17 protein-coding genes are annotated in these 25476 nt (G+C 57.6%); 6 read left to right on the top strand and 11 right to left on the bottom strand.

Annotated elements, in window-relative coordinates; translation table 11 throughout:
• Window positions 1–624: 624 nt before the first annotated feature.
• The 5 genes from ectB to AC0L23_RS21120 all read right to left on the bottom strand — a co-directional run bounded on the left by ectB (window position 625) and on the right by AC0L23_RS21120 (window position 4110).
• A complete protein-coding gene (gene ectB / locus AC0L23_RS21140) occupies window positions 625–1887 on the bottom strand; it encodes a diaminobutyrate--2-oxoglutarate transaminase (RefSeq protein WP_473357403.1) in 1263 nt (420 codons plus the stop codon).
• A 455-nt stretch (window positions 1888–2342) separates the two neighbouring features.
• A complete protein-coding gene (locus AC0L23_RS21135; protein WP_158091512.1) occupies window positions 2343–2483 on the bottom strand; it encodes a hypothetical protein in 141 nt (46 codons plus the stop codon).
• A gap of 61 nt (window positions 2484–2544) precedes the next feature.
• Window positions 2545–2790 carry a hypothetical protein gene (locus AC0L23_RS21130; protein WP_473357402.1) on the bottom strand — a complete coding sequence of 82 codons (246 nt, stop codon included), beginning with the start codon at window positions 2788–2790 and terminating at the stop codon, window positions 2545–2547.
• 216 nt (window positions 2791–3006) lie between these two features.
• Window positions 3007–3396, bottom strand: coding sequence for a response regulator transcription factor (locus AC0L23_RS21125; RefSeq protein WP_085348748.1), 390 nt, complete (start codon window positions 3394–3396; stop codon window positions 3007–3009).
• An 84-nt stretch (window positions 3397–3480) separates the two neighbouring features.
• Window positions 3481–4110, bottom strand: coding sequence for a response regulator transcription factor (locus AC0L23_RS21120; protein ID WP_088941395.1), 630 nt, complete (start codon window positions 4108–4110; stop codon window positions 3481–3483).
• A 1682-nt stretch (window positions 4111–5792) separates the two neighbouring features.
• On the opposite strand from AC0L23_RS21120, the gene AC0L23_RS21115 reads away from it, so the two are divergent.
• The 4 genes from AC0L23_RS21115 (at window position 5793) to AC0L23_RS21100 (ending at window position 12604) form a co-directional block, all read left to right on the top strand.
• Window positions 5793–6110, top strand: coding sequence for a HipA N-terminal domain-containing protein (locus AC0L23_RS21115; protein ID WP_473357425.1), 318 nt, complete (start codon window positions 5793–5795; stop codon window positions 6108–6110).
• A gap of 126 nt (window positions 6111–6236) precedes the next feature.
• A complete protein-coding gene (locus AC0L23_RS21110) occupies window positions 6237–6536 on the top strand; it encodes a HipA domain-containing protein (RefSeq protein WP_473357401.1) in 300 nt (99 codons plus the stop codon).
• A 91-nt stretch (window positions 6537–6627) separates the two neighbouring features.
• Window positions 6628–6897, top strand: a complete 270-nt coding sequence (locus AC0L23_RS21105; RefSeq protein ID WP_473357400.1) for a hypothetical protein — start codon at window positions 6628–6630, stop codon at window positions 6895–6897.
• A gap of 151 nt (window positions 6898–7048) precedes the next feature.
• Complete coding sequence (locus AC0L23_RS21100) at window positions 7049–12604, top strand: trifunctional serine/threonine-protein kinase/ATP-binding protein/sensor histidine kinase (RefSeq protein WP_473357399.1); 5556 nt, start codon at window positions 7049–7051, stop codon at window positions 12602–12604.
• 430 nt (window positions 12605–13034) lie between these two features.
• Here the strand turns inward: AC0L23_RS21100 and AC0L23_RS21095 are convergent, their stop codons facing one another.
• Window positions 13035–13661, bottom strand: a complete 627-nt coding sequence (locus AC0L23_RS21095; RefSeq protein WP_473357398.1) for an FMN-binding negative transcriptional regulator — start codon at window positions 13659–13661, stop codon at window positions 13035–13037.
• A gap of 1003 nt (window positions 13662–14664) precedes the next feature.
• Window positions 14665–15090 (bottom strand): hypothetical protein, encoded by a 426-nt coding sequence (locus AC0L23_RS21090; protein WP_473266373.1) that lies wholly within the window; start codon window positions 15088–15090, stop codon window positions 14665–14667.
• Window positions 15091–15849: 759 nt separating this feature from the next.
• Here AC0L23_RS21090 and AC0L23_RS21085 point away from each other — a divergent pair.
• Window positions 15850–16779 carry a TauD/TfdA dioxygenase family protein gene (locus AC0L23_RS21085; RefSeq protein ID WP_473357397.1) on the top strand — a complete coding sequence of 310 codons (930 nt, stop codon included), beginning with the start codon at window positions 15850–15852 and terminating at the stop codon, window positions 16777–16779.
• Between the two features lie 733 nt (window positions 16780–17512).
• Here AC0L23_RS21085 and AC0L23_RS21080 read toward each other — a convergent pair.
• From AC0L23_RS21080 to hemN, 3 genes are all read right to left on the bottom strand, one after another.
• Window positions 17513–18814 carry a carbohydrate porin gene (locus AC0L23_RS21080; RefSeq protein ID WP_473357396.1) on the bottom strand — a complete coding sequence of 434 codons (1302 nt, stop codon included), beginning with the start codon at window positions 18812–18814 and terminating at the stop codon, window positions 17513–17515.
• A gap of 1342 nt (window positions 18815–20156) precedes the next feature.
• Window positions 20157–20387 carry a hypothetical protein gene (locus AC0L23_RS21075; protein WP_157158633.1) on the bottom strand — a complete coding sequence of 77 codons (231 nt, stop codon included), beginning with the start codon at window positions 20385–20387 and terminating at the stop codon, window positions 20157–20159.
• 91 nt (window positions 20388–20478) lie between these two features.
• Window positions 20479–21843, bottom strand: a complete 1365-nt coding sequence (gene hemN / locus AC0L23_RS21070; protein ID WP_473357395.1) for an oxygen-independent coproporphyrinogen III oxidase — start codon at window positions 21841–21843, stop codon at window positions 20479–20481.
• 623 nt (window positions 21844–22466) lie between these two features.
• Here hemN and AC0L23_RS21065 point away from each other — a divergent pair.
• Entirely contained in the window at window positions 22467–23813 is a 1347-nt protein-coding gene (locus AC0L23_RS21065) for an IS5 family transposase (protein ID WP_473357394.1), read from the top strand.
• A 1067-nt stretch (window positions 23814–24880) separates the two neighbouring features.
• Here the strand turns inward: AC0L23_RS21065 and AC0L23_RS21060 are convergent.
• Window positions 24881–25129, bottom strand: coding sequence for a GcrA family cell cycle regulator (locus tag AC0L23_RS21060; protein WP_473357424.1), 249 nt, complete (start codon window positions 25127–25129; stop codon window positions 24881–24883).
• Window positions 25130–25476: the final 347 nt, after the last annotated feature.

Genomic DNA, 25476 nt, shown 5'->3' with positions numbered 1-25476 from the left:
TGAAGGCCAGGCGTGAAACGGGCTGCGCGTGTGGAGTACCATCTCTAGCTGAAGCTCGTCGCTTATGTGCATCCGGGGGAGGCCTGGTTGATCGTACTTGGGCGGATGACCAACTGCGTCCGAGCAACATGACCTAATGCTCCAAGGAGGCCAGATCTAACGCAGGAGTGCGTGAAAGAGCACGGTCAGATGCGCGTGCGCGACGTCGCCAAGGCAGGCTTCTCGATCAATATCAGCTGAGCTTGGCGTGGGGATGAGGCGGTAGATCGCAGCGGCGGGCGGACTCTCCTCACTTGTGGACTGGCTTAGATGCGATCGTCATTCAATAACTCTTCGCGCAGCACTTTGAAGGCCTACTACACCATTCGACTCCGGCTCCGCCAACGAGGTCGCCTTCGGCGGGCCTAGAGGGCTCCACACTCACGTGTTGCGGATCAAGCAGAGAGCAAGGCGTTCTTCGCGCACCAGCGACTCAGCGGATCACAAACAGCGCTGGCGTTCAGGCGTTAGCTCCACATTATTGCCTCACAACCCCTGACCGTTTCGGCGCGAAGCAAGGGCCGACGCCAGTGTCGTTGGCGGCGATGCTGTCGCTAAGACCAGTGTCTCTCGTGTGCCGGCAGGTTAGCTTGGTCGGGTCAACTTCAAGGTTTCAGTCAATGACTCCTCGAATATATCGAGCCCTTGTTCCAACGTTTCTTCGGCGATCGTAAGTGCAGGCAGGAACTTGACAACCTGATCCGTCGGTCCGCATCGCTCGATAATCAATCCCTTCACAAATGCCCTCCGTGACGTCGCCTCTGCGATCTCGCTCGTTTTGCAATCGAAGCCGCATACCATGCCGCGTCCACGAACGGCAAACTCGTTTCCGTGCTGATGCGCGATAGCATCGAGTCGACGCCGCATAAATGCACCCAAGCGTTGGATCTGTTGCGAGAACGTCTGGTTGCGCCAATACAGATCCAATGCCGCCTTGCCAGAAACGAGTGCAAGGTTGTTTCCGCAAAATGTTCCCGTGTGCTCGCCTGGTTCCCATGCGTCGATCGCTTCCTTGATCAAGAGCATCGACAATGGCAAGCCGTAACCACTCAGCGATTTCGACATCACAACAATGTCTGGCGACAACGCAGCGAACTCGAAGCTGAAGAACTCACCTGTGCGACCACAGCCCATTTGGATATCATCAACTATGAAAATAGCTCCGACCTCTTTTGCCAAAGCCTGCATTGACTGCAGCCATTCCTTGCCGGCGACGTTAATGCCTCCCTCTCCTTGCACGGTTTCGACGAGAATGGCGGCTGGAAGATCAGTACCACTGCTCTCGTCCATTAACACCTTTCGAACGTAATCCGCCGGACTGTACGAGGAGCCAAGATACCCATCATAGGGCATGAAAGTTGTGCCCGATAAGGGAATCCCGCTGGCTTTGCGGTAAAAGCGGTTACCGCTCGCGGCTGTGGCTCCCAAGCTTTGGCCGTGATATCCGTTCGTGAAAGAAATGACGTTGTGACGCCCTGTGATTTTACGCGACAGCTTTAGAGCTGCTTCAACGGCGTTAGCTCCTGTAGGCCCGGTGAATTGAAAGCGGTAGGAAAGATTCCGTTCCTGAAGAATAACAGAGCTAAAGGTCTCCATGAATTCGACTTTTGCTGGAGTGGCCATGTCCAAGCCGTGGACGACCCCGTCCGACTCCAGATAGTCGCTGATTGCTGCTTTGATCTGCTGATTGTTGTGGCCATAGTTTAGCGCTCCAGCGCCAGACAGAAAGTCAATGACCTTTCGGCCGCCCTCTGTGAACATAAGTGAACCGCGCGCCCCATTGAAGACAGCAGGAAAGGAACGTGAGTACGCGCGCACATTGGACTCTAGCGTTTCAATTGTCTTCATTCGGCGCCCCTGTGTACTCCAACCATGCGGTCGTCTCGTCGACCAGACAATCTGCCCGATGAAGCAACGCGGGCCAACATCGTGCATGACTGGCAGGCCATGACCGCGGGTTCCGCGCCTCTCGGCATCGTTTGGGTTGCGCGTAGCGCATCTGAAAATCAACTCCAACGGGTTACCTGAGAACCAGCGCGGAACAAAGCTACCATCTCTAGTAGCTTCGTCCCCATCCAGCGATGGCCCCCGTGCTAAGTCATCTTTCGCGAACAGGTTTACCTAGCCGCGCGCTAAGACGTTGGGCATGCGCGCGGTACCTTGCGTCAGGATAAATAGATAAAGCGTGGAAAGGAGGGAGGATGTGATCCGAAAAGTTCATCTGACTCGGAAAGATCCGACGCCCTCCGGGCAAACATGGACCGCGAGCCGGAAGCGACATGCTGAGGCCACGGTCTCAGGGACTAGAAGGACACGCCCGCCGCCCGACCGGTTTTGGCCTTGCGCTTGGTCGACACAATCGCCGGGCAGTCGTCGGCGTGGATGCGTTCGGCAGCAAAGGCATGGCTTGAGATCGAATCTGCCAGCGGCACTTGTGTTGCCATTCCAACGGATGCGTAAGCTTCCGGTGCTTCAGTCCGAAGAGTTGCTGGGATCGAACCGAATTTAGCGGATCTGGCGGTGCAAACCGTTCGATCCGCCAACATTCGATCTGCCAACATACGTCTTTGCGGCTTCTCGGAATTCCGAAGCGAACGTCTTGACAAACTGCGTGATGTTGGCCGCGATCGCCGCCTCCTTTTCCCGCAAACTCGGCGGCCGGATCCGTGGCACTTTCGCGCCGAACTCAGCAATGGTTGTCGCACTCAAGATCGCGCGCTCCTGCGTTAACGCGACGAGCGCTTCGGCCACGTCGGATTACGCGATCATACGGGAGGCATGTTGTCAGGGGCCCGAACTAGCAAGTGCTTCAACCAGACGTCGAAAGTGCGACAACAGCGACAGGAGTGCGGCTACATCAAAAGGTGATGGTCGCCACTGGCGCGGGGTAAGCACGAGCAATCGCGCGTTGATCGACATCGTGAGCGCCGCGCGGGCGCGGCTTGGTCCAGATTGCTTGCCCCGCTTTCAGGCGTTTGTTCCGGGACGGTGCTCGCGGAGTACTTCATCGACGCAGGCCATCAACTCCAGAGCGGGAAACGGTTTAGCGAAAAAGCCGGTCACGCCGGCGCTCAAAGCGCGGGCTCGCGTGCGATCATCCGCGAAGGCAGTAATCAAAATGAATGGCGCAGCGTGGCCTTGGGCCCGCATCTGTTCTAAAAGTTCAAAGCCGCTCATCGTGGGCATCTGCACGTCTGCAATTACACAGGACGTGCCGTTCAATTGAGACGACTCCAGGAATTCCTCAGCCGAAGCAAACGTATGAACGATGTGGCCCTGTGATTTCAAGAGGTTGTTCAGCGCGACACGAATTGAAGGATCATCGTCGACAACGGAAATAGTGTTAGACAAGACCACCCGTCCTGGTTGGGCGAAGGCACTGGCCAGAGCATGGCGGCCAGCTGAAGGGTGCGCGTGTACGAAGAAATTGTAAAATCATACTTAGGTTTGTACTCTGAAACGGTCGGTTCCAATTCCCAGCCTCTCCGCCATTCTAATCAAATCGGCTAGTGATCGAGCACCCATCTTCTTCATCACGTGCCCCCGGTAGATTTTGACTGTAATCTCGGCAAGCCCGAGTTCCGCGGCTACCTGTTTGTTCAAGAGGCCCGTGGCGACCAGTCTCAAGACATCCTGCTCTCGTGGACTTAGAGCCTCGAACAAGGACTGCAGCTTCGTGACAACCTTGTCTATAGCTCGTCTCTTGCGATCCTGTTCGATCGCTGCGACCACTCCATCGAGCAGTTCCTGATCGCGAAACGGCTTGCCGAGAAAATCGATTGCTCCATTCTTCATCGCTTTGACGGTCATCGGAATATCGCCATGAGCGGTGATGAAAATAATGGGAATGTGAACCTTCAGTTTGGCTAATTCAATCTGGAGCTCCAGCCCGCTCAAGCCCGGCAGTCTGATATCAAGCACAAGGCAGCTGGGAACATCAGGAAGCTCGCTCTGGAGCAGTTCTTGGGCCGATCCGAAAGCAACAACGTCTAGACCGATCGAACGAAACAGGTTGACGAGCGATTCGCGCATTGAGAGGTCGTCGTCGACGACCAACACGCTCGGTCTCACCTCCGGCCCTTCGACAGTTGCGGCTTGCTTCCGCGGTTCAGAGCGCTTGGTCACGATAAAAGCCTCACTTTTGCAATCGTGGTAGAAGTTCCGTGGAGCCACGACCAAAGGTTGCTCGTGGCGGCCTTCTCAGGAGCTTTCGCGCAGTGCAAATCTCTGAGATCTTCCAGGTATGCGAACGGCCAGCCGTTTGCGTGCGTAAGACATTATCACGAAAGTCTAGCAAAAAGGGCCCGAGTGGTCGAGAACTGGCTTCCGTCTGTCCGCCGTCCCGTTGGAACGGCCCGGCGGCATTGATCAAATCAATCAGCAGTCAAGTTGAGGCGCTCGCTCTAGCTGGCGGCGGGTGCCGCTTGGCATCCCCGTTCAGGCGCATGAGGCGTCGGCGGACTCTCGTTAAGCGGCCGGATCAAAATGCCCGCCGTCTCGGTAGCTGCACGCGGGGGCGCGAGCTGAGCGAATTGGGGCCAATGTGCCTGTGCATGCGCCGATCCCGCCGGCGTTGTTGAGATCGGCATGAGGCGTAGACTATCGCACCCGCAGTAAAGAAAATGGACATCAGAACGAGTAGCAGCGGCATCAGCACATAAATTCTTTTTTGCGTCGTCAGAGCGCCTGTGAGTTGCGTCTTTAGCGAGCTTGGGAAAGCACCTTGCATCGGTTTCGTACAACCTGACGCATGGTGCGATTCAAGTCCTTTCGGTCGTGCTTTGTAGGAAATGTAATCATCTCGAGCTGCGGGGGCGCCCACGTTCGTGCGTCCTGCCGATTGCTTCGCTGCTCGTATCCGAAGATGATGTGTGTAATTCAAATGGAGAGGGCGCATTCGCGGGATTGGCGGGCACCATAGGTGCGTATCGAGCACGCTGATTCGAAGCTTAGCTCCTCAATGCCGCAGTATAGGGCTGAAACTGGCTCGAGCGGTCCGCTTGGAGCAGCCGCCAACCGCCCACTAGCTCATCAATCTTCCGACGCAACTCATTAAGGCGGCCCGGCGCACTCCTTTGAGAAGAAGTGTGCCGGGTTCGCCCCACATCGCCAGTACATCCGTGGTGATGGTGTCCCAGATGATGTGACCCGCGTGGCAAAACTGAGACTCGTTTAGCAGCCAAAGTAGATGGTGACTCCCTGCTACTTCACACAGGACGGGAAAGGCTTGAATCGTACGTAGGGTCACGTTGTACATGTCTTGTAGATCGATCGAGTTAGCATCTCTCGAGCCGACTAGGTGGAGTTCGTAGTTGGCAAGTTCGATCTGTCGCGGCGCGACTGGGACGAGAAGGCGTTCCGCTGTTCTCCAGTGACTGGGATCTCCAGTCGGAGGGTTTCGGAAGCTTCAAGCGGTGTTTGGAGTCGTCCGTTGGCCTGCGTCCTGGCCCCGGGTGGTCGAGCGCGAACGAGATCGTCTTAACGGCCCACTGTCATGCTGACATTGCGGGGTTGTTCGCCAATCCCAGGCTGGTGGCCGGCCTTGGTCAGGGCAAGGAACACGTTGTTCAGGATCGCAGCCGTCTCCGTTCGAAAGGGCTATCGAAGAAGGGTTCGCTGGAACCGAGCTTGTAAGGAGCGTCGCTGGGTTTTAGGCAGCGCACCCATCTTCGTCGAGGAGATGACGGATCAAAGTATGTGCCGATCCGAGATTGCCCACAAAGCGAACCTTGTGCTCTCCTCATCCGAAGCCGGTGAACGCGCATTGCAGGACACCATTCGTCGGCGCAATCGACTTTCAGTACGATCCGTCCTGGCTTGCCTGGGAGCATGCGCTGCCCGTGTCGCTATCTCTGCTCTGCGTGAGGGACCGCTATATCGGTGCCGCTGTCGTCGCCGTTTCCGACAATCTCCTGCCCGACAGCATGCCCATCCGCCATCGTATGGCGGAGCGAGTCCACGCTCAGGGCATCGGCGCTTACGACCTACTCACTGGTGTCGGACGGGACTGCGTCGGCCCATTGCAATTCCTGCCGGACGGCATCGAACCCGGGCGCTGCCGGGGCTGTTGACGGCAGACCCGTTGACGACGAGAATCGCCCGGCTTCTCGGCGACCTTTGCATCGGCTCTCCTTGAGCTTGGTGAGGACGAGGACTTTCGGATCTCGATCGCCGGCGCCCAGGAAAAGACCGCGCTCTTGTTCTGGAAAGGGCGTTGGTACAAGCCGCTGGCGACTACAGCCACGACGCACATTCTCAAACCGCGCATTGACCGACTGCCGAACGGCCTCAATCTTTCCTACAGTGTCGAGAATGAGTTCTTCTGCCAGCTGACAGCAGCTCTCGGACTTCCGAGCGCCGCCATCGCGATCGAGGAGCTTGAAGGCAACCGTGTGCTCGTGGTTGAGAGGTTCGATCGCCGCTGGACCGGCGACAACCGTCTCCTACGTTTGCCTCAAGAGGATTGCTGCCAGGCTTTGTCCGTGCCGCCGCCTTGAAATATGAATCCGAGGGCGAGCCCAGTATTCCAGCTATCTTTAACCTGCCAAAGGGAAGCGATCAACCGGAAGCAGATCAAACGACGTTTTTGTGGCAACCAGCGGCAGAACGCACTTTCGGGCGCTCCAGCCGGGCGAGTTGTTCCTCTTCAAACTAGCCGTGCCAAACAACTTCATTGTTAGTGGCGGCATTTTCGGCCACGCGTCAATCGAGCCGCTGTCCCTGGCGTGGGAAGCCTTCGGCTTGAGCCGCTCTATCGCGAAGGACTCCTTCCGCGCCGGCGCGCTACGTAGTCCGGAGCCGCCGCCCGGGCTGGACGTGCGCGCAGGGCTGCGCTCGATCGACACGATCGGGCTCTAACATATAGCGTGCGTCCGTTATATTGTGCTTGCTGCGGGCTACTCTTTGACGTCCTTGATCCGGACCTGCGGCAAATTTTGCGAAGTTCCTTCACAAGGGCGCCCCTTATGTGTCAGATTTTGGCTCGCGTCTTCTTAGTCTGGTCAGGCAAATGCCGCGCGACCCTCCCAGCCGAACTGTGTTCGGCTCAAATCTCGACAACGACATCCAGCCCCTGTGGAGGGACGGAGGTCGTGTGTTCTGCCGTGCGTGGCGGCAAATCAACGGCAGCAAGGCTGTCGTGCTTCTCGTGCGGCCCACCGCGGAACACCCCGCCACGATCGAGTGCCTCGCCCACGAGTATGAGCTGAGAGAGGAGCTAGATGAGGCATGGGCGGTGCGGCCTCTGGAACTCATCCGGGAAGCTGGTCGTACCATGCTGGTCCTGGAGGATCCATGCGGGGAGCCGCTGCTAAACTTAGTTGGAGTCGGCATGGAGCCTCAGCGCTTCCTGCGCCTTGCTATCGGTGTCACGAGGTCCGTGGGCAAGCTTCACCGCCGCGGCTTAATCCACAAGGACCTGAAACCCGGTCACATTCTGGTCAATTGTCCTGACGAACAAGTGCGACTCACCGGGTTCGGGCTGGCGTCCCGGCTTTCCCGCGAGCGGGTGCCGCCTGAGCCTGCCGAGTTCATCGCCGGCTCGCTGCCCTACATGGCGCCCGAACAGACCGGACGAATGAATCGCTCAGTCGACTCTCGCAGTGATCTCTATTCACTTGGCGTGATATTCTACCAGATGCTGACCGGCGCGCTGCCGTTCACGGGCTCAGACCCGTTGGAGTGGATTCATTGTCATATTGCAAGAAAAGCAACACCGCCCCTCGAGAAATCGCAAAATGTCCCGGAGCCAATCTCTCACATTGTGATGAAACTCCTCGCGAAAACCGCCGAGGAACGCTACCAGACTGCCGCTGGCCTTGAACACGATCTGCAACACTGTCTGGCAGCATGGGCCAACCATGGTCGCATCGAGCCTTTTGAACTTGGCGCAGACGACACACCTGATCGGTTGATCGTCCCCGAGAAGCTCTATGGGAGAGCCCGCGAGATCGAGACCTTGCTTGGCTCTTTCGATCGAGCGGTGAAGAGCGGCGCGCCGAGGTTGGTGCTGGTTGCCGGTTATTCCGGCATCGGTAAGTCTTCGCTCGTCCAGGAGCTACACAAAGTACTCGTGCCCTATCGCGGGCTCTTGGCATCAGGCAAATTCGACCAAGTGAAGCGCGATGTGCCATATGCGACACTAGTGCAGACCTTTCAGAGCCTTGTGCGTCCTCTTCTCAGCAAAAGTGAGGGCGAACTCGCAACTTGGCGGCAGGCGTTCCGGGAGGCGCTCGGTGGGAATGGACGGCTGATGGTCGAATTGATCCCCGATTTGAGCCTGGTTATCGGCGAGCAGCCCGCGGTTGCTGAGCTTCCAGCCCGCCAAGCGCAAATCCGTTTCCAGCTCGTGTTTCGTCGCTTTATTGGCGTGTTCGCCCGGCGAACCCATCCATTGGTGCTCTTCCTCGATGATTTGCAGTGGTATGACGCCGCAACACTCGACCTGATCGAGGATCTGCTGACCCAGCCGGATCTGCACCTGCTGCTTATTGGAGCTTACCGCAGCAACGAAGTTGATGCAGATCATCCGCTCAAACGCAAGCTCGAGTCCATCGGGAGAGCCGGCCTAAATCTACAGGAGATCACGCTATCGCCGCTCAGCGCAGACGACGTCGGGCAGTTGGTCGCGCATACCCTTCGCTGCGGACCAAAACGCGCTGCCCCGCTTGCGAAGTTGGTGCATCAGAAGACGATGGGCAATCCGTTCTTCGCCGTTCAATTCTTGTCTGAACTAGCCGGAGAGCAGCTGTTGACGTTCGATCACGTGTCGGCGCGCTGGCGTTGGGATCTGCAGCGAATTCACGCAAAAGCGTACACCGAGAACGTCGTCGATCTGATGCTCGGCAAGCTCATCCGGCTGCCCAAGGAAACGCAGGAAGCGCTGCAACAGCTGGCCTGTTTCGGCAACATCGCCGGGACGGCGGAGCTTGCGATTGTGCTCGAAATTCCAGAGGAGCAAGTGCACGCGACCGTGTGGCCGGCAATCCGGCAGGAACTGATCGTGCGGCATGGGACAGCCTACCGCTTTGTCCACGATCGCGTTCAAGAGGCGGCCTACTTGCTGATGCCGGAATCCTCGCGCGCTCCTTCCCATCTGCGGATCGGTCGGATGCTCGCGGCACACATCCCTGCGCACAAACGCGAAGAGGCCATCTTCGACATTGTCAGTCAGCTCAATCGAGGCGTAGCGCTCATCGCTTCCGGTCAGGAGCGAGAGCAGCTCGCCGAGTTGAACTTGATCGCAGGGCAGCGTGCCAAGGCCTCGGCGGCCTACGCCTCGGCGCTAACATATTTCACCGTCGGTGCTGCGCTGCTCGCGCCCAATTTTTGGCAAAGGCGCCGCGAGCTCGCGTTCGCACTCGAGACCAGCCGGGCCGAATGCGAATTCTTGGTAGGCCAGCTGGAGATTGCAGAGCGTCTCTTGTCCGCACTGTCGAAGCGAGCTTTGAACGGGCCACAACGAGCAACGGTCGCATGTTTGCGGGTCGATCTTTACTTGACGCTGGGTCAGCACGGCCGGGCAGTGCTCATAGGTCTCGAATATCTTCGCGACGTCGGGATCGAGTGGTCGCAGCGTCCGACGGACGATGAAATGCTGGCCGAATATCAGCGGATGTGGTCACAGCTGCCCGACGCAATCGAGGATCTTGCTGGTTTGCCTCGAATGACAGACCAGGCCAAGCTTGCCACGCTCGCCGTGTTGACGCGGATTCTTCCGGCTGCAGGTTTCACAGACGCCAATTTATCCGCTTTAGTGATCTGCCGAGCGGTCAGCATCAGCCTCGAATACGGCAACACTGATGCTTCCTGCGCCCATTACGCATGGTTAGGCCGAATCTCGGCCGGACGCTTCGGTGACTACCAAGCGGCCGATAAATTTGGTCGTCTTGCTTGCGATCTGGCTGATCGCGGCGAGTTCTCTCGTTTTCGGGCTCACGTCTATTTGGCCGTCGGAGCCACCGTGATCCCGTGGACGAAGCCGCTTAGAGACGGCCGAGTTTTGATCCGGCGAGCCCTCGAAGCCGCGGTCAGTAGCGGTGATGTCATCTATGAGGCGTACAGTTCGGTCCATCTAACCGGAAGTATGATGATGGCCGGAGATCACCTGAAAGAGGTACAGAACGAGTTAGAGAAAAGCGCTGCTACGATCCGGAACAGAAAGGTACAATTTGCTGCTGAGGCGGTAGCCGCTCAGCTCGCAATCGTCAGAACCATGCGCGGCCTCACGCGCTCGCTCGGTTGCTTCGACGACCAAAAATTTGACGAGCTAGACGTTGAACGATCGTTGGCAGGAAGTCCGGAGTCACCTAGCGAAACCGTTTACTGGATCCGCAAACTTCAGGCGCGCTTCCTATCCGGCGATTATGCTGCGGCTGTTGAGGCTCGCTCGAAGGCCGAGCCCAAACTATGGACCATACCAACAGAGCCCTTGACCGCGGAGTTTCACTTTTATGGTGCGCTGTCTCACTCGTGTTATTGCGACAGGCTGGGCGAAGGCGAACAACAGCCACACCGAGATGTCATTGATGCTCATTACAGGCAACTGCAGACATGGGCGACGAATTGCCCCGACAACTTCGAGAATCGGGCTGCCTTGGTCGGCGCTGAAATTGCGAGGTTAGAATGCCGGGATGCAGACGCAATGCGACTGTACGAACACTCAATCCAAACCGCAGGACGTAACGGTTTCCCCCACCACGAGGGGATCGCTTGTGAACTTGCAGCGCGCTTTTATGCTGCACGCGGTTTTGCCAGGATCTCCCGGGTTTACCTGCAGGACGCGCGGCGCGGCTACCTTCGTTGGGGAGCGGATGGTAAGGTGCGTCAACTCGAGGAGCTGCATCCGCATCTCATGCATCAGGAGCCCCCGCTTGCCGTGAATGGCATGACGATCGGAGCTCCGGTTGAGCAACTTGATCTGGCGACGGTGATCAAAGTGTCGCAGGCGATTTCCGGCGAGATTGTGCTTCAGAAGCTAATTGACAAGCTTATGCGGACTACCATTGAGCAGGCCGGCGCCGAAAGAGGTGTGTTGATTCTGCTGCATGGCGACGAGCCACGGATCGAAGCGGAAGGCAAAACGGTAGCAGATGCGCTCGTTATAAAGGTGGATGAACAGCCCGTAACTCCGATGGCTCTTCCCGAATCCGTGCTGCATTTCGTGCTACGTGTCCGCGAAAACGTGGTTCTCGAAGATGCTGTCGTCCAGCCTTCATTTGCCGAAGATCCTTATATCCGCGAGCGCAAAGCGCGTTCTATTCTTTGCCTGCCACTCATCACGCAGGGCAAGCTGATCGGCGTACTTTATCTGGAGAATAATCTCGCCCCGCGCATATTCTCGGCTGCCCGAACATCAATGCAGAAAATGCTTGCCTCTCAAGCTGCAACAGCGCTCGAAAACAGCCGGTTGTACAGCGAAGTTCAGCAACGGGAGGCGAAAATCCGGCGCTTGCTCGACGCTAACATCATCGGAATCTTTATCATTCACGAAGGTGGCGAGATCTTCGAAGCAAATCAAGCCTTCCTCACGATGGTTGGATACGAGCAAGAAGATCTCCTCGCAGGCCGAGTGAACGGTCTCGATCTGACGCCTCCAGAATGGCACGAGCGCACAATGGATGCTCACACAGAAGCAAAAAGGACCGGAGCTGTTCAGCAGTTCGAGAAAGAGTATGTTCGGAAGGATGGCAGTCGCGTGCCAGTGCTCATTGGCCTCGCCGTGTTCGATGCGCGAGAGGACCAAGGTGTTGGCTTCGTCCTGGACCTGACAGAACGAAAGAGAGCGGAAGCGGAGGCCCGCGAAAGCGAACGGCGCTATCGCGAGACTCTGATGGGCCTTGCACATGCCAATCGGATCACGACAATGGGACATCTGGCCGCCTCGATCGCGCATGAGGTGAACCAGCCGATTGCCGCGATCAGCAGTAATGCGGGGGCGGGGCTAAATTGGCTCGGTGCTCAACCGCCAAATCTGGAAGAGGTTCGGCAGACCTTCGGTTTGATTGTTCGTGACAGTATGCGCGCAGGAAACGTGATCCGTCGGATCCGCGCTCTTATGAACAAAGCGCCCATGCAAACCGAGCTTCTTGCAATTGACGAATTGATCTTAGAGGTGTTGGCCCTAGTCCGCGCGGAACTTGCACAAAATGACGTGTGGGTGCAAACCCGACGGCCTGAGGCTTTGCCGCTCGTTCGGGCAGATCGCGTTCAGGTACGGCAGGTGATTCTCAATCTGATCACGAATGCCATCGAGGCTATGAGCGACATCAACGAAGGCGAACGCGAATTACTGATCACGACGCGCACAGATGGCTCGAATAATGTATTGGTCAGCTTTCGGGATACAGGTCCAGGACTCGATCCAAACAGCGCAGACCGAATGTTCGAGGCGTTCTACACCACCAAGTCAGAAGGCATGGGCATGGGGCTGGCCATTTGCCATTCCATTATTGAGGCGCATGGGGGCCGGATGTGGGCGGGCGCCAATGATCCTCACGGGGCCGTCTTTCAGTTCAGTATTCCCGTTGCGCCGGAGGGCGTCGATCAGGCGAAACAGGTCTCTTGAACGTCTTAGGCCGAATTCGAGGTCGAGCAGGGTGGTCCGGGAGCCCCTATCATTGTGACAGAAGTGAGCTGCGCGACCTTGCAAATGTGAGACATTCGCGTTTCTTGCTGCCCATCGGGAGTGTGCGCGACCGCAGATTGTCGTGGACTGTCAGAGAATCTGCAATCTGACCGCAATGTCAGATTCCAGACGCCTGGAGGGCTCTTTGTAAATCTCTCGAGACTTGCACGCCATAAAAGCTGGAGTTGGCCTAGCGGCTTGGGCGTCCGCGGTTGCCGCTCGCGGACGCCGCGCGTTCCTGTGCTGTGTAAAGCACCTGCCGGGAGCAGAAACCCGCCGCCTGCGCGTGGTTTTGCAGAAGGAGAGCAGCCGAGGAAGTGGAGGAAATCCACGTGACACCGGGGCGTTTACAATACGTCGATCGGGTTCGTCATCCTTTCGGAATGAGGTGAGCTGCACGACGGTCTTCCTCACGGTCGCTCTTGGATAAGCCCTCGATGACGCCGGCGCGATCCGCGGCATTGCGGTTCTGGCTCATCTTCCGTGTGCCATCTAGCCGTGTAATTTGCAATCGCAGGCCGATAATCCCCTCGAGCTCCGCTTTGATGAAATCGGCAGGTGCGTCCGAGACCGCCCAGCGGTCTTTGCTTGAGCGCTCATGTACATCAGTCAGCCGCGTGACTACCTCGCGGAGCCGATCGGAATCCTCGAAGAACTCAACTGGTCCGTAGGCATGCACAGCGACATAGTTCCACGTTGGTACGGCCTCGCCTCTCTCGTGTTTGGTCACGTACCATGAAGGGCTGATATAGGCCTCCGCCCCAGCGAAAATTGCCATCGCCTCGCCGGTTGGTGTCAGCTTCCACTGCGGATTAGCACGCGCCACGTGCGCGTAAATCGTGCCCATCGAGCCTGCGCTCTCGTCGAGTACTACGGGCAGCATCGTTCCAACAAGCCCCTCGTGAGTGGCGGTGACCAGTGTCGCTGTCCGTGCCTCGCGCATTGTCCGTTGAAGGTCGGCGATATCGAGAAGTTGGAAGCAGGACGGCGTGTACATCAGTGAAGCTCCCAGGCAGCCCGACGGAAGCCGGGCGTCTCATGATTTGAACTGCGGTACGCCTCATTCGGGATCGCAGGAACAGCCAGGTTTGGTAGTTTCATTCCGGGGCGTGCTGGTCCCTGAGGGCAGCTAGCCCATCAAGCGTCGAAGGCGCAAATCAAAAAGCGCGGTTGCAAGCTGGTCCAGCCGTTGCCTTCGAGCCGTGCGCGTTACGGTGAAACGTGGGATAAGATGTTGCTTTCATTCTGACCGCGTTCTCGAAGCATCGACCGCTGTTTTCATCAGTCGTGAGCCGCTCAATGGCTACCCAGGTCGATTTCATCTGGCACGGTGCCTGCGGCTGCACACCTCGACCGTTGTTTAGCATGCTTCCGATGTTACCAGCCTGCCTTATTGACGACGATCTAATGGCGTTAACGCCGCATGCTGATGGCCCCGTCTAGTTCAGCATTTCGGCTCGAAAATTCAGGTTGTCGTGCGGAATTGCGGAGGTAAGAGAGAGCATCATATGCCTATGAGACACACGATGGAGCACATCAAGCGTTCGTTGCGCGTGCTCTGCGGACTTGCTGCCGTCCTCGGCGTCTCGTCCCTCCTCGGACCGAACGATGTGCGATCGGAGGCCATCATGGGCTTTGGCTCTGCAGCGACGGGCGGGCTGGGAGGCGAGATAGTTCAAGTCAGATCAACCAAGCTCTGAATTATGAGTTATGTCGGTGGTACAGCTTCGGCCAGTGCAATGACGATAGTTCGCGCGAGATCCAGGTAATCGGAACCATAGACTTTACCGGTACGGAGGGGCGAGGCGAAGGGCAAGGGTCCCAATACGGCCGTGCCTGTTCGGCACCTTACAAGCGTGAGTCCCTTCTTCTTATCGATGGAAACGACGCGCATTGCGATGGCAAGGAGAAGACGTCGGTCGCATTCGACAGGGCCGGCAAGCGCCCGCTGGAAATTGGCTCAAACAAAACGGTGATCGGCATTGGCTCGGCCGCTACAATCAAAGTGAAGGGGTGGGGTCAGCAACGTCGTTATTCGCAACCTGACCATCAGTGATATCAATGAAGGCGTGATATTTGCCGGTGATGCTATTGCAATTGCACGAGCCGACCTGGTGTGGATCGATCACAACCGATTTCACAATATCGGGCGTCAGATGATTGTCGGCGGCTTTTTCCCCACGACGAATATTACGCTTTCCTGGAACGACTTCGATGGCAGCGATGTCTATTCCTCCTATTCTAACGGGAAACACTATTGGAACCTCCTGTTTCTTGGTGTCCCGGAGACGATCACTATCGCAAATAACTATTTTCATGAGATCTCGGGGCGGGCGCCGCACATTGACGGTGCGCAGGCCATTATCCATCTCGTTAACAATTACTTCCACAACACGGATGCGCAACACAGCTGCGGAGTTTTCCATGCAGTGGTTGCTGGATCATCTGTGCAAGCACTCGTCGAGGGTAATTACTTCGACAACATTGAAACACCTATAACGACCGGTAGTGGACATATCTTTGCCGTCTTAGGCAAAGCCACGGGGACAATGCCGAGCATCTGCCTCACCGCCCTCGGACGTCGGTGCATCGAGAACATCGCGATCCCAGTGCCGCGGGTCAATGGCTTTCGCCTGGATGAAACCGTAGTTCAATCGTTTGGGTCTCTTCCAAGGTCATCTATTCCTCTTCCATTTCCAGCGGATGAAGCCGGTAGTGATCGCGGCCAGGGCAGGTCCCGGACACCTTCAGAGCCGGTGATGGCTCGTTCGCAGACGCGGCCCGTATTTGGCCGATTGCTGCAAACAGTTGGGCAGGTGCCATACTGGACGAGAACGGCACGCACGGCTCGCTGCTCAAAGTTGCACGAAGGCCGTATGGCGCGTTTCTGTTCGGGTACCGACCGGTACAATTCCTCTCGGTGTTGCGTGCCTTTCGCCCCGGACCGGGGCGCTAGCCTCAGAGTTTTCACCTCTGGTGTATTTGCGGGTTCGGATTGCAAGAGGATTGGAGGTGCCATCGAGCTCCTGGCAAGCTGTTCGGATCATCAACCTGACGTTCACAGCTCGTGTCCGACTGGCATGGTGCTTGCTCAAGAGTACCCGCAGCGCGAGGTTCGTCATCGAAAGCGAGTGAGATGCACCCTCGTCTGCTTGAACAATCCGCAAAACTTGGAAAAAATTGCAATGAAAGAAACGGCTTCGACCGAGCGTGTCATTCCAGCGACCGACATCGTCAAGCGCGCCGCGCGCATCGGTGTTGAAATCAGAGATATCAAACTTTCGGGTGATTTGCCGAGCCAAACCGTCGCTGCAATCAATAGCCTGCTGCTCGAACATAAAGTGATCTTCTTCCGCGATCAGCGGCATCTTGATGACGCGGAGCAGGAGCGCTTTGCCGCTTGTTTGGGAAAGCTGGTGCCGCATCCCACACTCGGTACGATCAATGGAACGACCTCGATCCTCGAGCTTGATTCCGCGCGTGGAGGTAGCCGAGCCGATGTATGGCACACCGATGGAACCTTTCTAGCGGCTTATCCCAAAGCTGCGGTGCTGCGAGCTATTGTGATCCCATCGTCCGGCGGCGATACGATTTGGTCGAATACTGTGGCGGCCTACCTCGATCTGCCGCGGCCGCTCCAACGGCTTGCCGACGAACTCTGGACCGTTCACAGCAACGCCTTCGACTACGCCGGGACCTGCCGTGTTCGCGACATCGATCAGAAGCATTTTGATGAGGTCTTTACCAAAACAATCTATGAGACGGAGCATCCGGTGGTCCGTGTACATCCCGAGACCGGCGAGCGCGCGCTGGTGCTCGGCGATCTGGTGCAAAGGTTTATTGATATCCCAAAACGCGACAGCCAGAAGCTGTTTCAACTATTCCAGTCCTATATCACGGCGCCCGAAAATACCGTGCGCTGGACCTGGAAAGAAGGCGATGTCGCGATTTGGGACAATCGCGCAACACAGCATTATGCCCTTAACGATTACGGTGACCAGCATCGCGTCGTTCATCGTGCCACACTCGATGGTGACGCGCCCGTCAGTGTCGATGGTCGATGCAGTGTGACGCGCCTCAAGATGACGAAGCACCCGTCCACGAAAGTTGCCTAGCAGTGCGCGGCAAATTCACATAATTGCACTGGCCTTGTCGCATGTTCGCGCGAATAGATGTTTGCGAAGAGAAGTTAAGCCGAGCAGAACGCCACGCGCAATTGGATGGGAGGAGCTAACCCGCGCGCAGACCCGGGAGGCGACCTACTTGCTGAAGTAAGATGCTCAAGCTCATCTCGTCCGGCCGAAAATGATTCAGCGCCGAGTGGCGCGAGTCATCCGGCCGCGTCCGGTTGACTTTCCCACGGAAGGGGGTGCGTTTCCGCCGACCTTGCGCATCGCCTTTCGGACGACGGCACGACCGTCGGACAGACAGAGCGCGATTGCCGGAGCTGGCTGAATTTTGGCATCTGTGTCGCGGTTCCACTTACCAAGTCTCGTCGCGGGAATCTCCGAGGGCACGATTTCGGCGTTGTCATGGCAGAGTAAGAGCTCGGACGCGAGTCTGACGAGCTGCAGGAGCAGCTAACGTGAAACAATGTCGCTCCGCAAGAGGATACGACTTTTGCGCGATACGGCGCCAGTCTATCGCTCGTAGACCGAGTCAGCAAAGGCTCCAAGCTACCATTCCCAACAGCAGGCTACCTTGGACATGCCTAAATTCACGCGGTACCCGGCCTCGCGCCAGGAGCACAGAGATAGCAAAACGCCGCGATGACCGGCCCAAGCCGTTGAAAGGGAACGATTGTGATTTCGACTACATGCCGGTGAATTCACGCCCAGTCCTGAGCCCTTAGAAGAATACCGACGTAGATACTAACATATTCAGGGCGTGTCCGGTTTGCGGTGTGTAGGTAATGCTTGTCGGGTGATTGATGTAGGTCAGTCCTACGGTTGTATATATCCCCGGCGCCAGATGCGCCGTGTACAGTCCTGAAATAGCAGTACTGTCACGGTGCGCCAGCTGTTCTTTTGCCAGTGCAGCGTCCACCGCGACATGGCTCCAGATGGTATTGCTGACAACAAGACTCATCTGATCTGTGGGCCGGCTGTCCAATAGGCCCTTCGCATAAAGGCGAATCTCGTAGTATTGACTAGCTCTATTTAGGTCAGCCGGAGCATACATTGCAGAGAGCCCGCCATAGACTCCGCGAGATGCCGAGCCGTGGACGGCAGACTGCCAGAATTGCCTGTCCGCACCTACATAGTAGACGCTGTTGGCCTTGGTCGTCGCTTCTGTCGGATGCTGCAGGTCCGTGTAGCGGCTGTTGTTGAAGCCCGCGCCAGCCCGCAGCCAAGTCTCCATTACACCCGGAGTAGGCTTGTTCCTGTAGGAAAGCTCATCAAGCAAAAGAATGCCTGCGTCGCGCGTGCTCCAGTTCAAGCCAGTGGGATTCTCGCTTACATGCGCATATTGTCCTGCTGGACTGACCGAGCGCTGGATTGAGAGCTTGTTATATAGGCGATCATCAAAATTGTACTTCAGATTAAGAGCCGGCGTTGGCGCCCAATTGTTGCTCATGCCAGCTTGGAACAGCATTTTCGATGAGGGTCCGAACACTTTGTCTCCAGCGCCCGCAAACTCATGTTGGTTCCTGAGGTAGCCCACTTTGAGTTCGATCCTTCTGTCGAATAACGTTTGATAGTAAGAAACTGCATTGAGGCCCAGCCGATCTGGCCCAGCGCTCTGCCATGTCCAGTGTTGATGCTCGGCTCCGACCACGATCTGACCATCGGGAATTCCAAGCCGAGCGAGGTCATAAGTAACGATCATAGAGTTGACCGTACTAAATGTCGGATTCTGGCCGACATATTGCTGATTGGCGATGGTGCTTCTGGCGGCATTGCCGAGTTCATTGTCGACAAACGTGTTTAGCGTCCAGCCAGCAAATCCAATCCCGAGATCCGAAAATTGGGATCTGAGAGAAGCTGTATCCTGATCTATCGTGTCCGCAGGACCAGGAGCAGTGAAAGCGCCACCTCTTTCGCGAAGCTTCTCGAATTTTGCGAATGGGTCGATCGGCTTTTCAATTCTGCTCTTGGCCGTCTCCATGGCAACGTCGCGCTTAATTGTGGTCGAAGCTGTTTTTGGCAAGGAGCTCCTAGAAAGGCGCGCTGCTCCCTTGGGCCGCCCGCTTCGGAATGTGATGGCCGGATCCGAAATTGTTCTGCTTGTTGCCTCATCGAGCTCATCGGGGCTGGGGCTTCTTGGGCCAGAGATCTCGCGACTCGGCGCCGCCGAACTGCTGGCGAGACTAGCTATCAGACAAAGGACAATACGACCTCCTGGCTTCGCAGTTGGTCCAGACATGAAAGCAACGACGCCAGCCAGGTATGCTTGCGTGGATAGCGGCGTTATAACGCAACGATGCATGGTGAGTTTCGCGCTCATCGATTTGAATAAAGTGCACTTCCACCTGACGGCCTTAGAGCGGATGTCAAATCTTGTCCCTCAATGTGGTGGGAGACGCTTGACACCGGGCGGCCTCTCTATGTCAGCGAGACCCACCTTGCGCGCTATCACCGCAGCGGCGCCGCTTGGCCTACGTGTGGGTACACAGCGCAAAACAACCCAGTCGCTCGATCGCTAATCAAGGCGAGCTTCTGCTGGAGGGTGTCGAGACATTAACGGGCTGCTCCGTGTGCGCGTTCGCTAGCAAGAGATTGGTGGCCGATACACGGAGCCCAGGAACCTTGCGACAAACCCGCTGCCAAAACGAAGGAGAATAGTTTTCAACAGAGAGCAGCGGCAATAGCGGGGCTCGCAGAACAACACGCCCGATCCAAGAAACGCCGCTCGCTGCTCGGTCGATGGGATGAAGCACGGGCAGGCAGAAGGGGCTAACATCCTTGGCGGCCCGTAAGCTCGCCGCCACAAACCCTCGAGTGGCTCTTAGAGGAAAATGGAGGGCACGATTGGAGACAGTTTGATACCTGGGGACGACGAGGCAAGACATTCATCAGCTCCATTGATCGATGAAACCGCGCGGCGACTTCTTATGTGGCCCGAGCGAATTTCACCGCCACTGACTGGCATGTGTCCGTCGTCTCCATCAATTGCTAGGTTTGGTAGTTGACTGAGCGGGAGGTCGGCTGTCGCTGCGTGAATCGTAGCTAATGTGTCGCTCGACTCCACAGCCCCGGCGTTCCCGGCCGATCGGTATCGCAGCGTCGGCGGGTGAATTCTAGGCGTTTGCTTCGATCCACGTCGCGCGAAGCTCTTACAGGGAACGATCTTTTCGAAGACCGTGATCCCGCCGGATCTGGTTGTAGTTGTGGCGCTCGAATATCCTTTGCGCCGTATCACGCATGATTTCGGCTGCCACCGCCGGAGCCAAGGGTCAGATGTCCTTGTCCATCCGGACGAGCTCGATCAGGGTTTTCGATCCGGAAGTCCCTAAACGTCGAGATGTCATCATCTCGACGACATAAGATGATCAGTTCTCGATCTCCAGTTGGTTGGCGGCGTCGCGCAACCAGTCGTCGTCCCCATCGAGATCCTTGGCTACACGGCTAATGGCGGTGATGGGATGAAACTTGTCGAGATGTAGGGTCACGCTGCTTGAGCGAGGAGCGTTGTTGTCGGGGCGTCCAATTCCCGGCAGCAGTGCGTCCAGCTTGTCTTCGCGGCGCGGGTCAGGGCGACTCTCCGCCGCACAGCTTCGCACGGCGTCGTTGATCGATTTGGAGCTGGTTGTGAGTGTGCCAGATGAGCGAACGCATTCCTCAGGCTTCCTGCCGCGTGCAGCAAAACGTGATTCATTTCATCCAATCATTGCGTTGGCTGGTCTGAACAGAGGGGGCGCGAAAGTAACAATCGAATGCGGCTGCCACAGCCCGGGTGAGAAAACGATGCTCCGGCCTCACGCGAAGGAATCCCTTTTCCATTTCGACGATCCCATCCTCAGCGAGCATTGCCAAGCGTTCGCCTGAACCGAGCAAGCCGATCGGGTCAAATCCATGAGCAGCGCAAATTGCCGGCACGTCCACCTCGAAATCGCACATTAGCCGCTCAATGATCGCGGCCCGGACGCGGTCTTCAAGGCTGAGACAGTAGCCCTTTGACGTCGCCAGACGGCCGGCGTTGATTTGGCCGCTGTAGGAACCCGCTGTAACTTCGTTCTGGACGTAACCCTCGCCAAGCCGGCCGATCGCCGACGGTCCGAAGCCGATCACTTTATTGCAGGTGTCGGCGGAGTAACCGAGTGAATTCCGCCGCAGGCGACCGGCTTTCTGCGCCAGCGCGAGCTCATCGTGCGGCAAGGCGAAATGGTCGAGTCCGATCTGGCGGTAGCCCGCTGCAGTCAGTGTATTGGCCATCGCGGCTGCTTGTTCTGCACGGGCATGGCTGTCTGGCAGCGCTGCCTCGTCGATCAGGCGCTGATTCTTCTTGAAGGAAGGAACGTGCGCGTAGCCGAATACCGCAAGCCGGTCTGGTCGCATGGCCAGCGCCGTTGTCGCGGTCTGAACGCAGGACTGCACCGTCTGACTTGGCAGCCCGTAGATGAGGTCGAAGTTGACGCGCATGATTCCATGCTGCCGCAGCGCCTGGACAACGCGCTCTGTTTGTGCCTCACTCTGGACCCGGTTGATGGCTTTTTGGACAATTGGATCGAAGCTCTGGACGCCGAGGCTCGCGCGGTTCACGCCGGCAGCCGCCAATCCTTCGCATGTGGCGAGCGTGAACGTGCGCGGGTCGATCTCAACAGCAATGGCGGCCGTGTTCGAAATCGCAAAGCGTCGGCGCAGAAGCCCCATCAACCGGCAGAATTCCGTTGGCTCGATGAGGGTCGGCGTTCCACCGCCGAAGTGGACGTCGCTCACAGGCAGCGGTTGCGCAACCTGCGCCGCGACCAAATCGATCTCCTTACGAAGAACCCCCAAAAAGTCGAGGATAGGAGAATGCCGGCGAGTGATGCTTCGAGCGAAGCCACAATACCAGCAAATCGATCGACAGAACGGAATGTGGAAATAGAGCGACACCGATTGGTCAAGCGGCAGCTGCTGCAGCCATCTCTCACAGGCGTCGCCGCCGACTGCTTTGGAGAACTGGGCTACAGTTGGATAGATGGTGTACCAAGGAAGGCGAGCATCGTAATACGTGCTTAAGATCGAGGTCTGCAAGGATTGTTATCCCATGTTTACGAAGTTTTACGTCGCAAGCGAATTGTCCTGCATCCCTTTGCTTGCCAAGGGCGATCGGGACTGTCGCTAGGCAATTGGGAGCTTGCGTGACGGCCGATCTGCGGAAGAAGCGCGCTGTCGGATGACGATCCGCTCCCCTCGGACACAGAGAACAAGTTCTGCAAGCGAGATACTCGAATCAACACAGCCACGGCGGGGTCCCCAGTTCGTCCGCCTTGATAATCTTTGATCTTCGGCAACGAGACACCCACCAGGGCCGTTTAAGCTGCTAGACCTCGAACTGCTCCACGATTTGACTCGTGCGAGGTTCAATGACCAACATTGATGCGGTCCCGTATTCTCCGTCAACTGACAAGGTTGGTAGTTGATTCTGCGTGGCGTATTCCCCATCGGTCCAGGAATAATGGGTCCGCTTGGCTCCGTCCCGGTATGTAGTCGTCCGTGAACAAGGCTCTAAGCGATTGAGCAGGAGTCAGTTTTCCGGTTGCGGCGGCATTTGAGATTGCAGGGATTGGGGGCTTGAGGCCCCCAAACCTTGCAATTGTCGTTTGTGGATTCCCTTTCGCTGCGGACCATGATTCTGTGGTGCATCGGAGGGGCCGATGCGACCGAAGAAGCACAGGACGACGGGATCGAACGATCTGTTCCGGGCGCGGCTGGACCAGATCATCAACATGAAGCACGAGCTGGTTCAGCTCGCCGGCAAGATCGATTGGGACTGGATCGACGGCGAGGTCGCGCCGCTCTACAGCGAGAATGGCCGGCCCGGGATCGAGACCCGGTTCATGATCGGGCTGCTGTTGCTCAAGCACACTTACGGGCTGTCCGATGAGGGCGTTTGCGAGCGCTGGGTTCACGACCCGTATTTCCAGTTCTTCACCGGGCAAGAGTTCTTTCAGCATGCCTTCCCGCACGAGCGCTCGGACCTGAGCCATTGGCGCAAGCGGCTCGGCGACAAGTTGGAGCTGCTGCTGGCGGAGAGCCTGCGGGTGGCGCACGAGGCCGGCGCGTTACGCGGCCAGGACCTCAAGCGCGTCACCGTCGACACCACGGTGCAGCCGAAGGCCATCACCTTTCCGACCGATGCCAAGCTGCTCCATGCGGCTATCAAGGGGCTCAACCGCCTGGCGAGAAGGCACGCCGTCAGGCTGCGGCAATCCTATTCTCGTGTGGCCAAGGCCGCCGCGATGATGGCGGGCCGCTACGCCCATGCCAAACAGTTCAGCCGGCATCAGCGGCAGTTGCGCATTCTGCGCAGCCGGCTCGGCCGCATCATCCGCGACATCCGCCGCAAGATCGAGGGCCAGCCGGCACTGGAGGAGGCATTCGCCCTCCCGCTTGGCCGGGCCGTGCAAATCCGCTCGCAGCAGCAGCGCCAGCGCGGCTGGAAGCTTTATTCCTTCCATGCCCCGGAGGTGGAATGCATCGGCAAAGGCAAGGCCGCCGCGCCTTACGAGTTCGGCGTGAAGGCCTCCATCGTCACCAACAACCGCCGGGCGCCCGGTGGCCTGTTCGTACTGCACGCCAGGTCGCTGCCCGATAATCCCTACGACGGTCATACCCTGCGGGACGTCATCGACCGCACCGAGGCGCTCACTGGCTGTCCGATCGAGCGGGCCTATGTCGACAAGGGATATCGCGGCCACGACACGCAAAATCCCCGTCGCGTCTTCATTTCGGGCCAGAAGCGCGGCGTGTTCGGCGCCATCAAGCGCGAGCTCCGGCGCCGCTCCGCCATCGAGCCCATCATCGGACATCTGAAGACCGAAGGTCACCTTGGCCGCTGCTATCTCAAAGGCCGCGCCGGCGACGCCGCCAACGTCGTGCTCTCAGCAGTCGGCCACAACTTCCGCCGTATCCTCGCCTGGCTCAGAGAACTCTTGTGCCTCTTCCTGATCCAGCTATCGCATACGCTTGCCTGTCCGCTCCCGCTCAATTCGGCTTCTTAACGGACGACTATGTAGTGAAATTCGCCAATGAAGGGATTGTCGGTGGGCGTCTTCATGGATCCCTCGCAGAAGAAGTCCTTTCATGCGTCCGTTACTCGGCGGCAATATCGCTACGAGCGAAACTCTCCTATCGGCGGCTCTCGCGCAGCTGGCGTGACGAAATGAGCCGGGTAGGTGAGCGAGAACGGATGGGTGCAATTGAACAGCCGGCCGCCTCAGAGGCGCCGCCGGTTTTGCGCAGACGTCAAGGCACCTACGTTGGTGGTAGCCGTTTTCGTGTGTCTGCGCACCGCAGGAGCCGACCTTTTAAACGACGTCAGGCAATATCCCGCGAGGGCAGCTCGTCAAGCCGCTCCAACGCTAAGCATAGCGCCGCCCGACGACAGGCGATTCTATCGGAGGTTCTTTCGGGAGAACAGGCGAAGATCGAATAGTGGAGCTATCTGGTACTCACCGCTTCACCTTCTTCCGTTTCATCTCCGCCGTCAGCTCAAACCTATCGAAGCCGGCGAGGAAACTCGCGCCTTCGTCTAAACCCAGAAGGTCCGATCACAGTCGGAGGGCCACCGGGCTCACCCCCGGAAACGTCGTACCTCGATGATTTGCCGAGTGTTCAGTCCCAGTCCAGCTCTCCACACGCCTGTCGCAGATATCGAAAGTGGTTGAGGATCAAGCGGCTTCACCCGGTCTCGTGTAGTTCGTTGGGCGCGGTGTGCCGAAAGTTCCGAACACCGCGCAAACTAGGACGGCGGGCGCTTCCCCAAAACGCATACCCGGAAAACTCAATAAGCAGAACGCTCTCTTCTCTCCAATTCAGCGCATCCGGCCTCTTGAGATTGGATGACTTGATGTACGATCGAGCCCTCCTGCCGCGAACGTTCTACTGGACGCCACTGTTCGTCGGATAGGCACAAATCGCGAAACCAAATAGCCCGAATGAACCGACTACGGCGGCCTAGACCCGGGAGATCGCGGCGCCGATAGCTCTAGACGGTATTCCTGACCGCCTCAGCTAGGATTCCGTAAAGCTGCCGCTTGCTCATTTCCTGAGGCCGCGTTTTTAGCGCCTATTGCAGCAGCTTCTTTCGGACGCGATCGCGGCGGGCAGCCATCAACGTCGGCCCTCCGCTTGGGCACCGATCTAATCTTGGCTTTTGTGCTGTTGGTGGCTTGTGACCTCGAGTGAGACCCAACAGAGTCGGCCTGCCGCAAACGGCGTTGCGACTGCACTCGAGATGACCCGCGATCTGCGCGGCACTCTGTCCCTCAGACCAGAGCTGTTTCAGCTGTGCCAATTCTCTTCTATTCCAGCGCATGGAAGATACTTTGTTGCCAGTTCGGACGTCCGTCGCCTCGGCAATGTAAGTGGTCGAGTGGCAAAGGGCCTGCCTGCCCGAGAAAATGACGATAACCGGCTGGGTGCCACAGCTGCGAGTGCTTGCGGCTTGATGTTGACTACCACAAAGGGCGCGTTCGCGCGCCTCCCAATCCTGATAGGGGAGCTTCGCTCGCCTTTCCATTATTCTTCGTTGACGGGGACCAAACCAAAGTCCGTAACATGATTTCAGATTTCGGACCTCGCGCGAAGTCCAGCCATGATCATGCGTGACACATCGTTAGTGCACCGCCCAAGCTCGTCGTGTTTCGAGCGCGCTTCCCCCGA

The organism is Bradyrhizobium sp. MI1.4 (assembly GCF_055811315.1).
Note: the sequence above shows the minus strand (reverse complement) of the source record. Positions and strands in the feature narration are given on the sequence as shown.

Bases quoted from the DNA above. Each gene is read 5' to 3' on its own strand.
- AC0L23_RS21065 (WP_473357394.1), top strand. From the start codon at position 22,467: ATGCGACCGAAGAAGCACAGGACGACGGGATCGAACGATCTGTTCCGG.
- AC0L23_RS21100 (WP_473357399.1), top strand. From the start codon at position 7,049: ATGCCGCGCGACCCTCCCAGCCGAACTGTGTTCGGCTCAAATCTCGAC.
- AC0L23_RS21085 (WP_473357397.1), top strand. From the start codon at position 15,850: ATGAAAGAAACGGCTTCGACCGAGCGTGTCATTCCAGCGACCGACATC.
- AC0L23_RS21090 (WP_473266373.1), bottom strand. From the start codon at position 15,090: ATGGAAAACTCCGCAGCTGTGTTGCGCATCCGTGTTGTGGAAGTAATT.
- AC0L23_RS21135 (WP_158091512.1), bottom strand. From the start codon at position 2,483: ATGGCAACACAAGTGCCGCTGGCAGATTCGATCTCAAGCCATGCCTTT.
- AC0L23_RS21060 (WP_473357424.1), bottom strand. From the start codon at position 25,129: ATGCGCTGGAATAGAAGAGAATTGGCACAGCTGAAACAGCTCTGGTCT.
- AC0L23_RS21095 (WP_473357398.1), bottom strand. From the start codon at position 13,661: ATGTACACGCCGTCCTGCTTCCAACTTCTCGATATCGCCGACCTTCAA.
- ectB (WP_473357403.1), bottom strand. From the start codon at position 1,887: ATGAAGACAATTGAAACGCTAGAGTCCAATGTGCGCGCGTACTCACGT.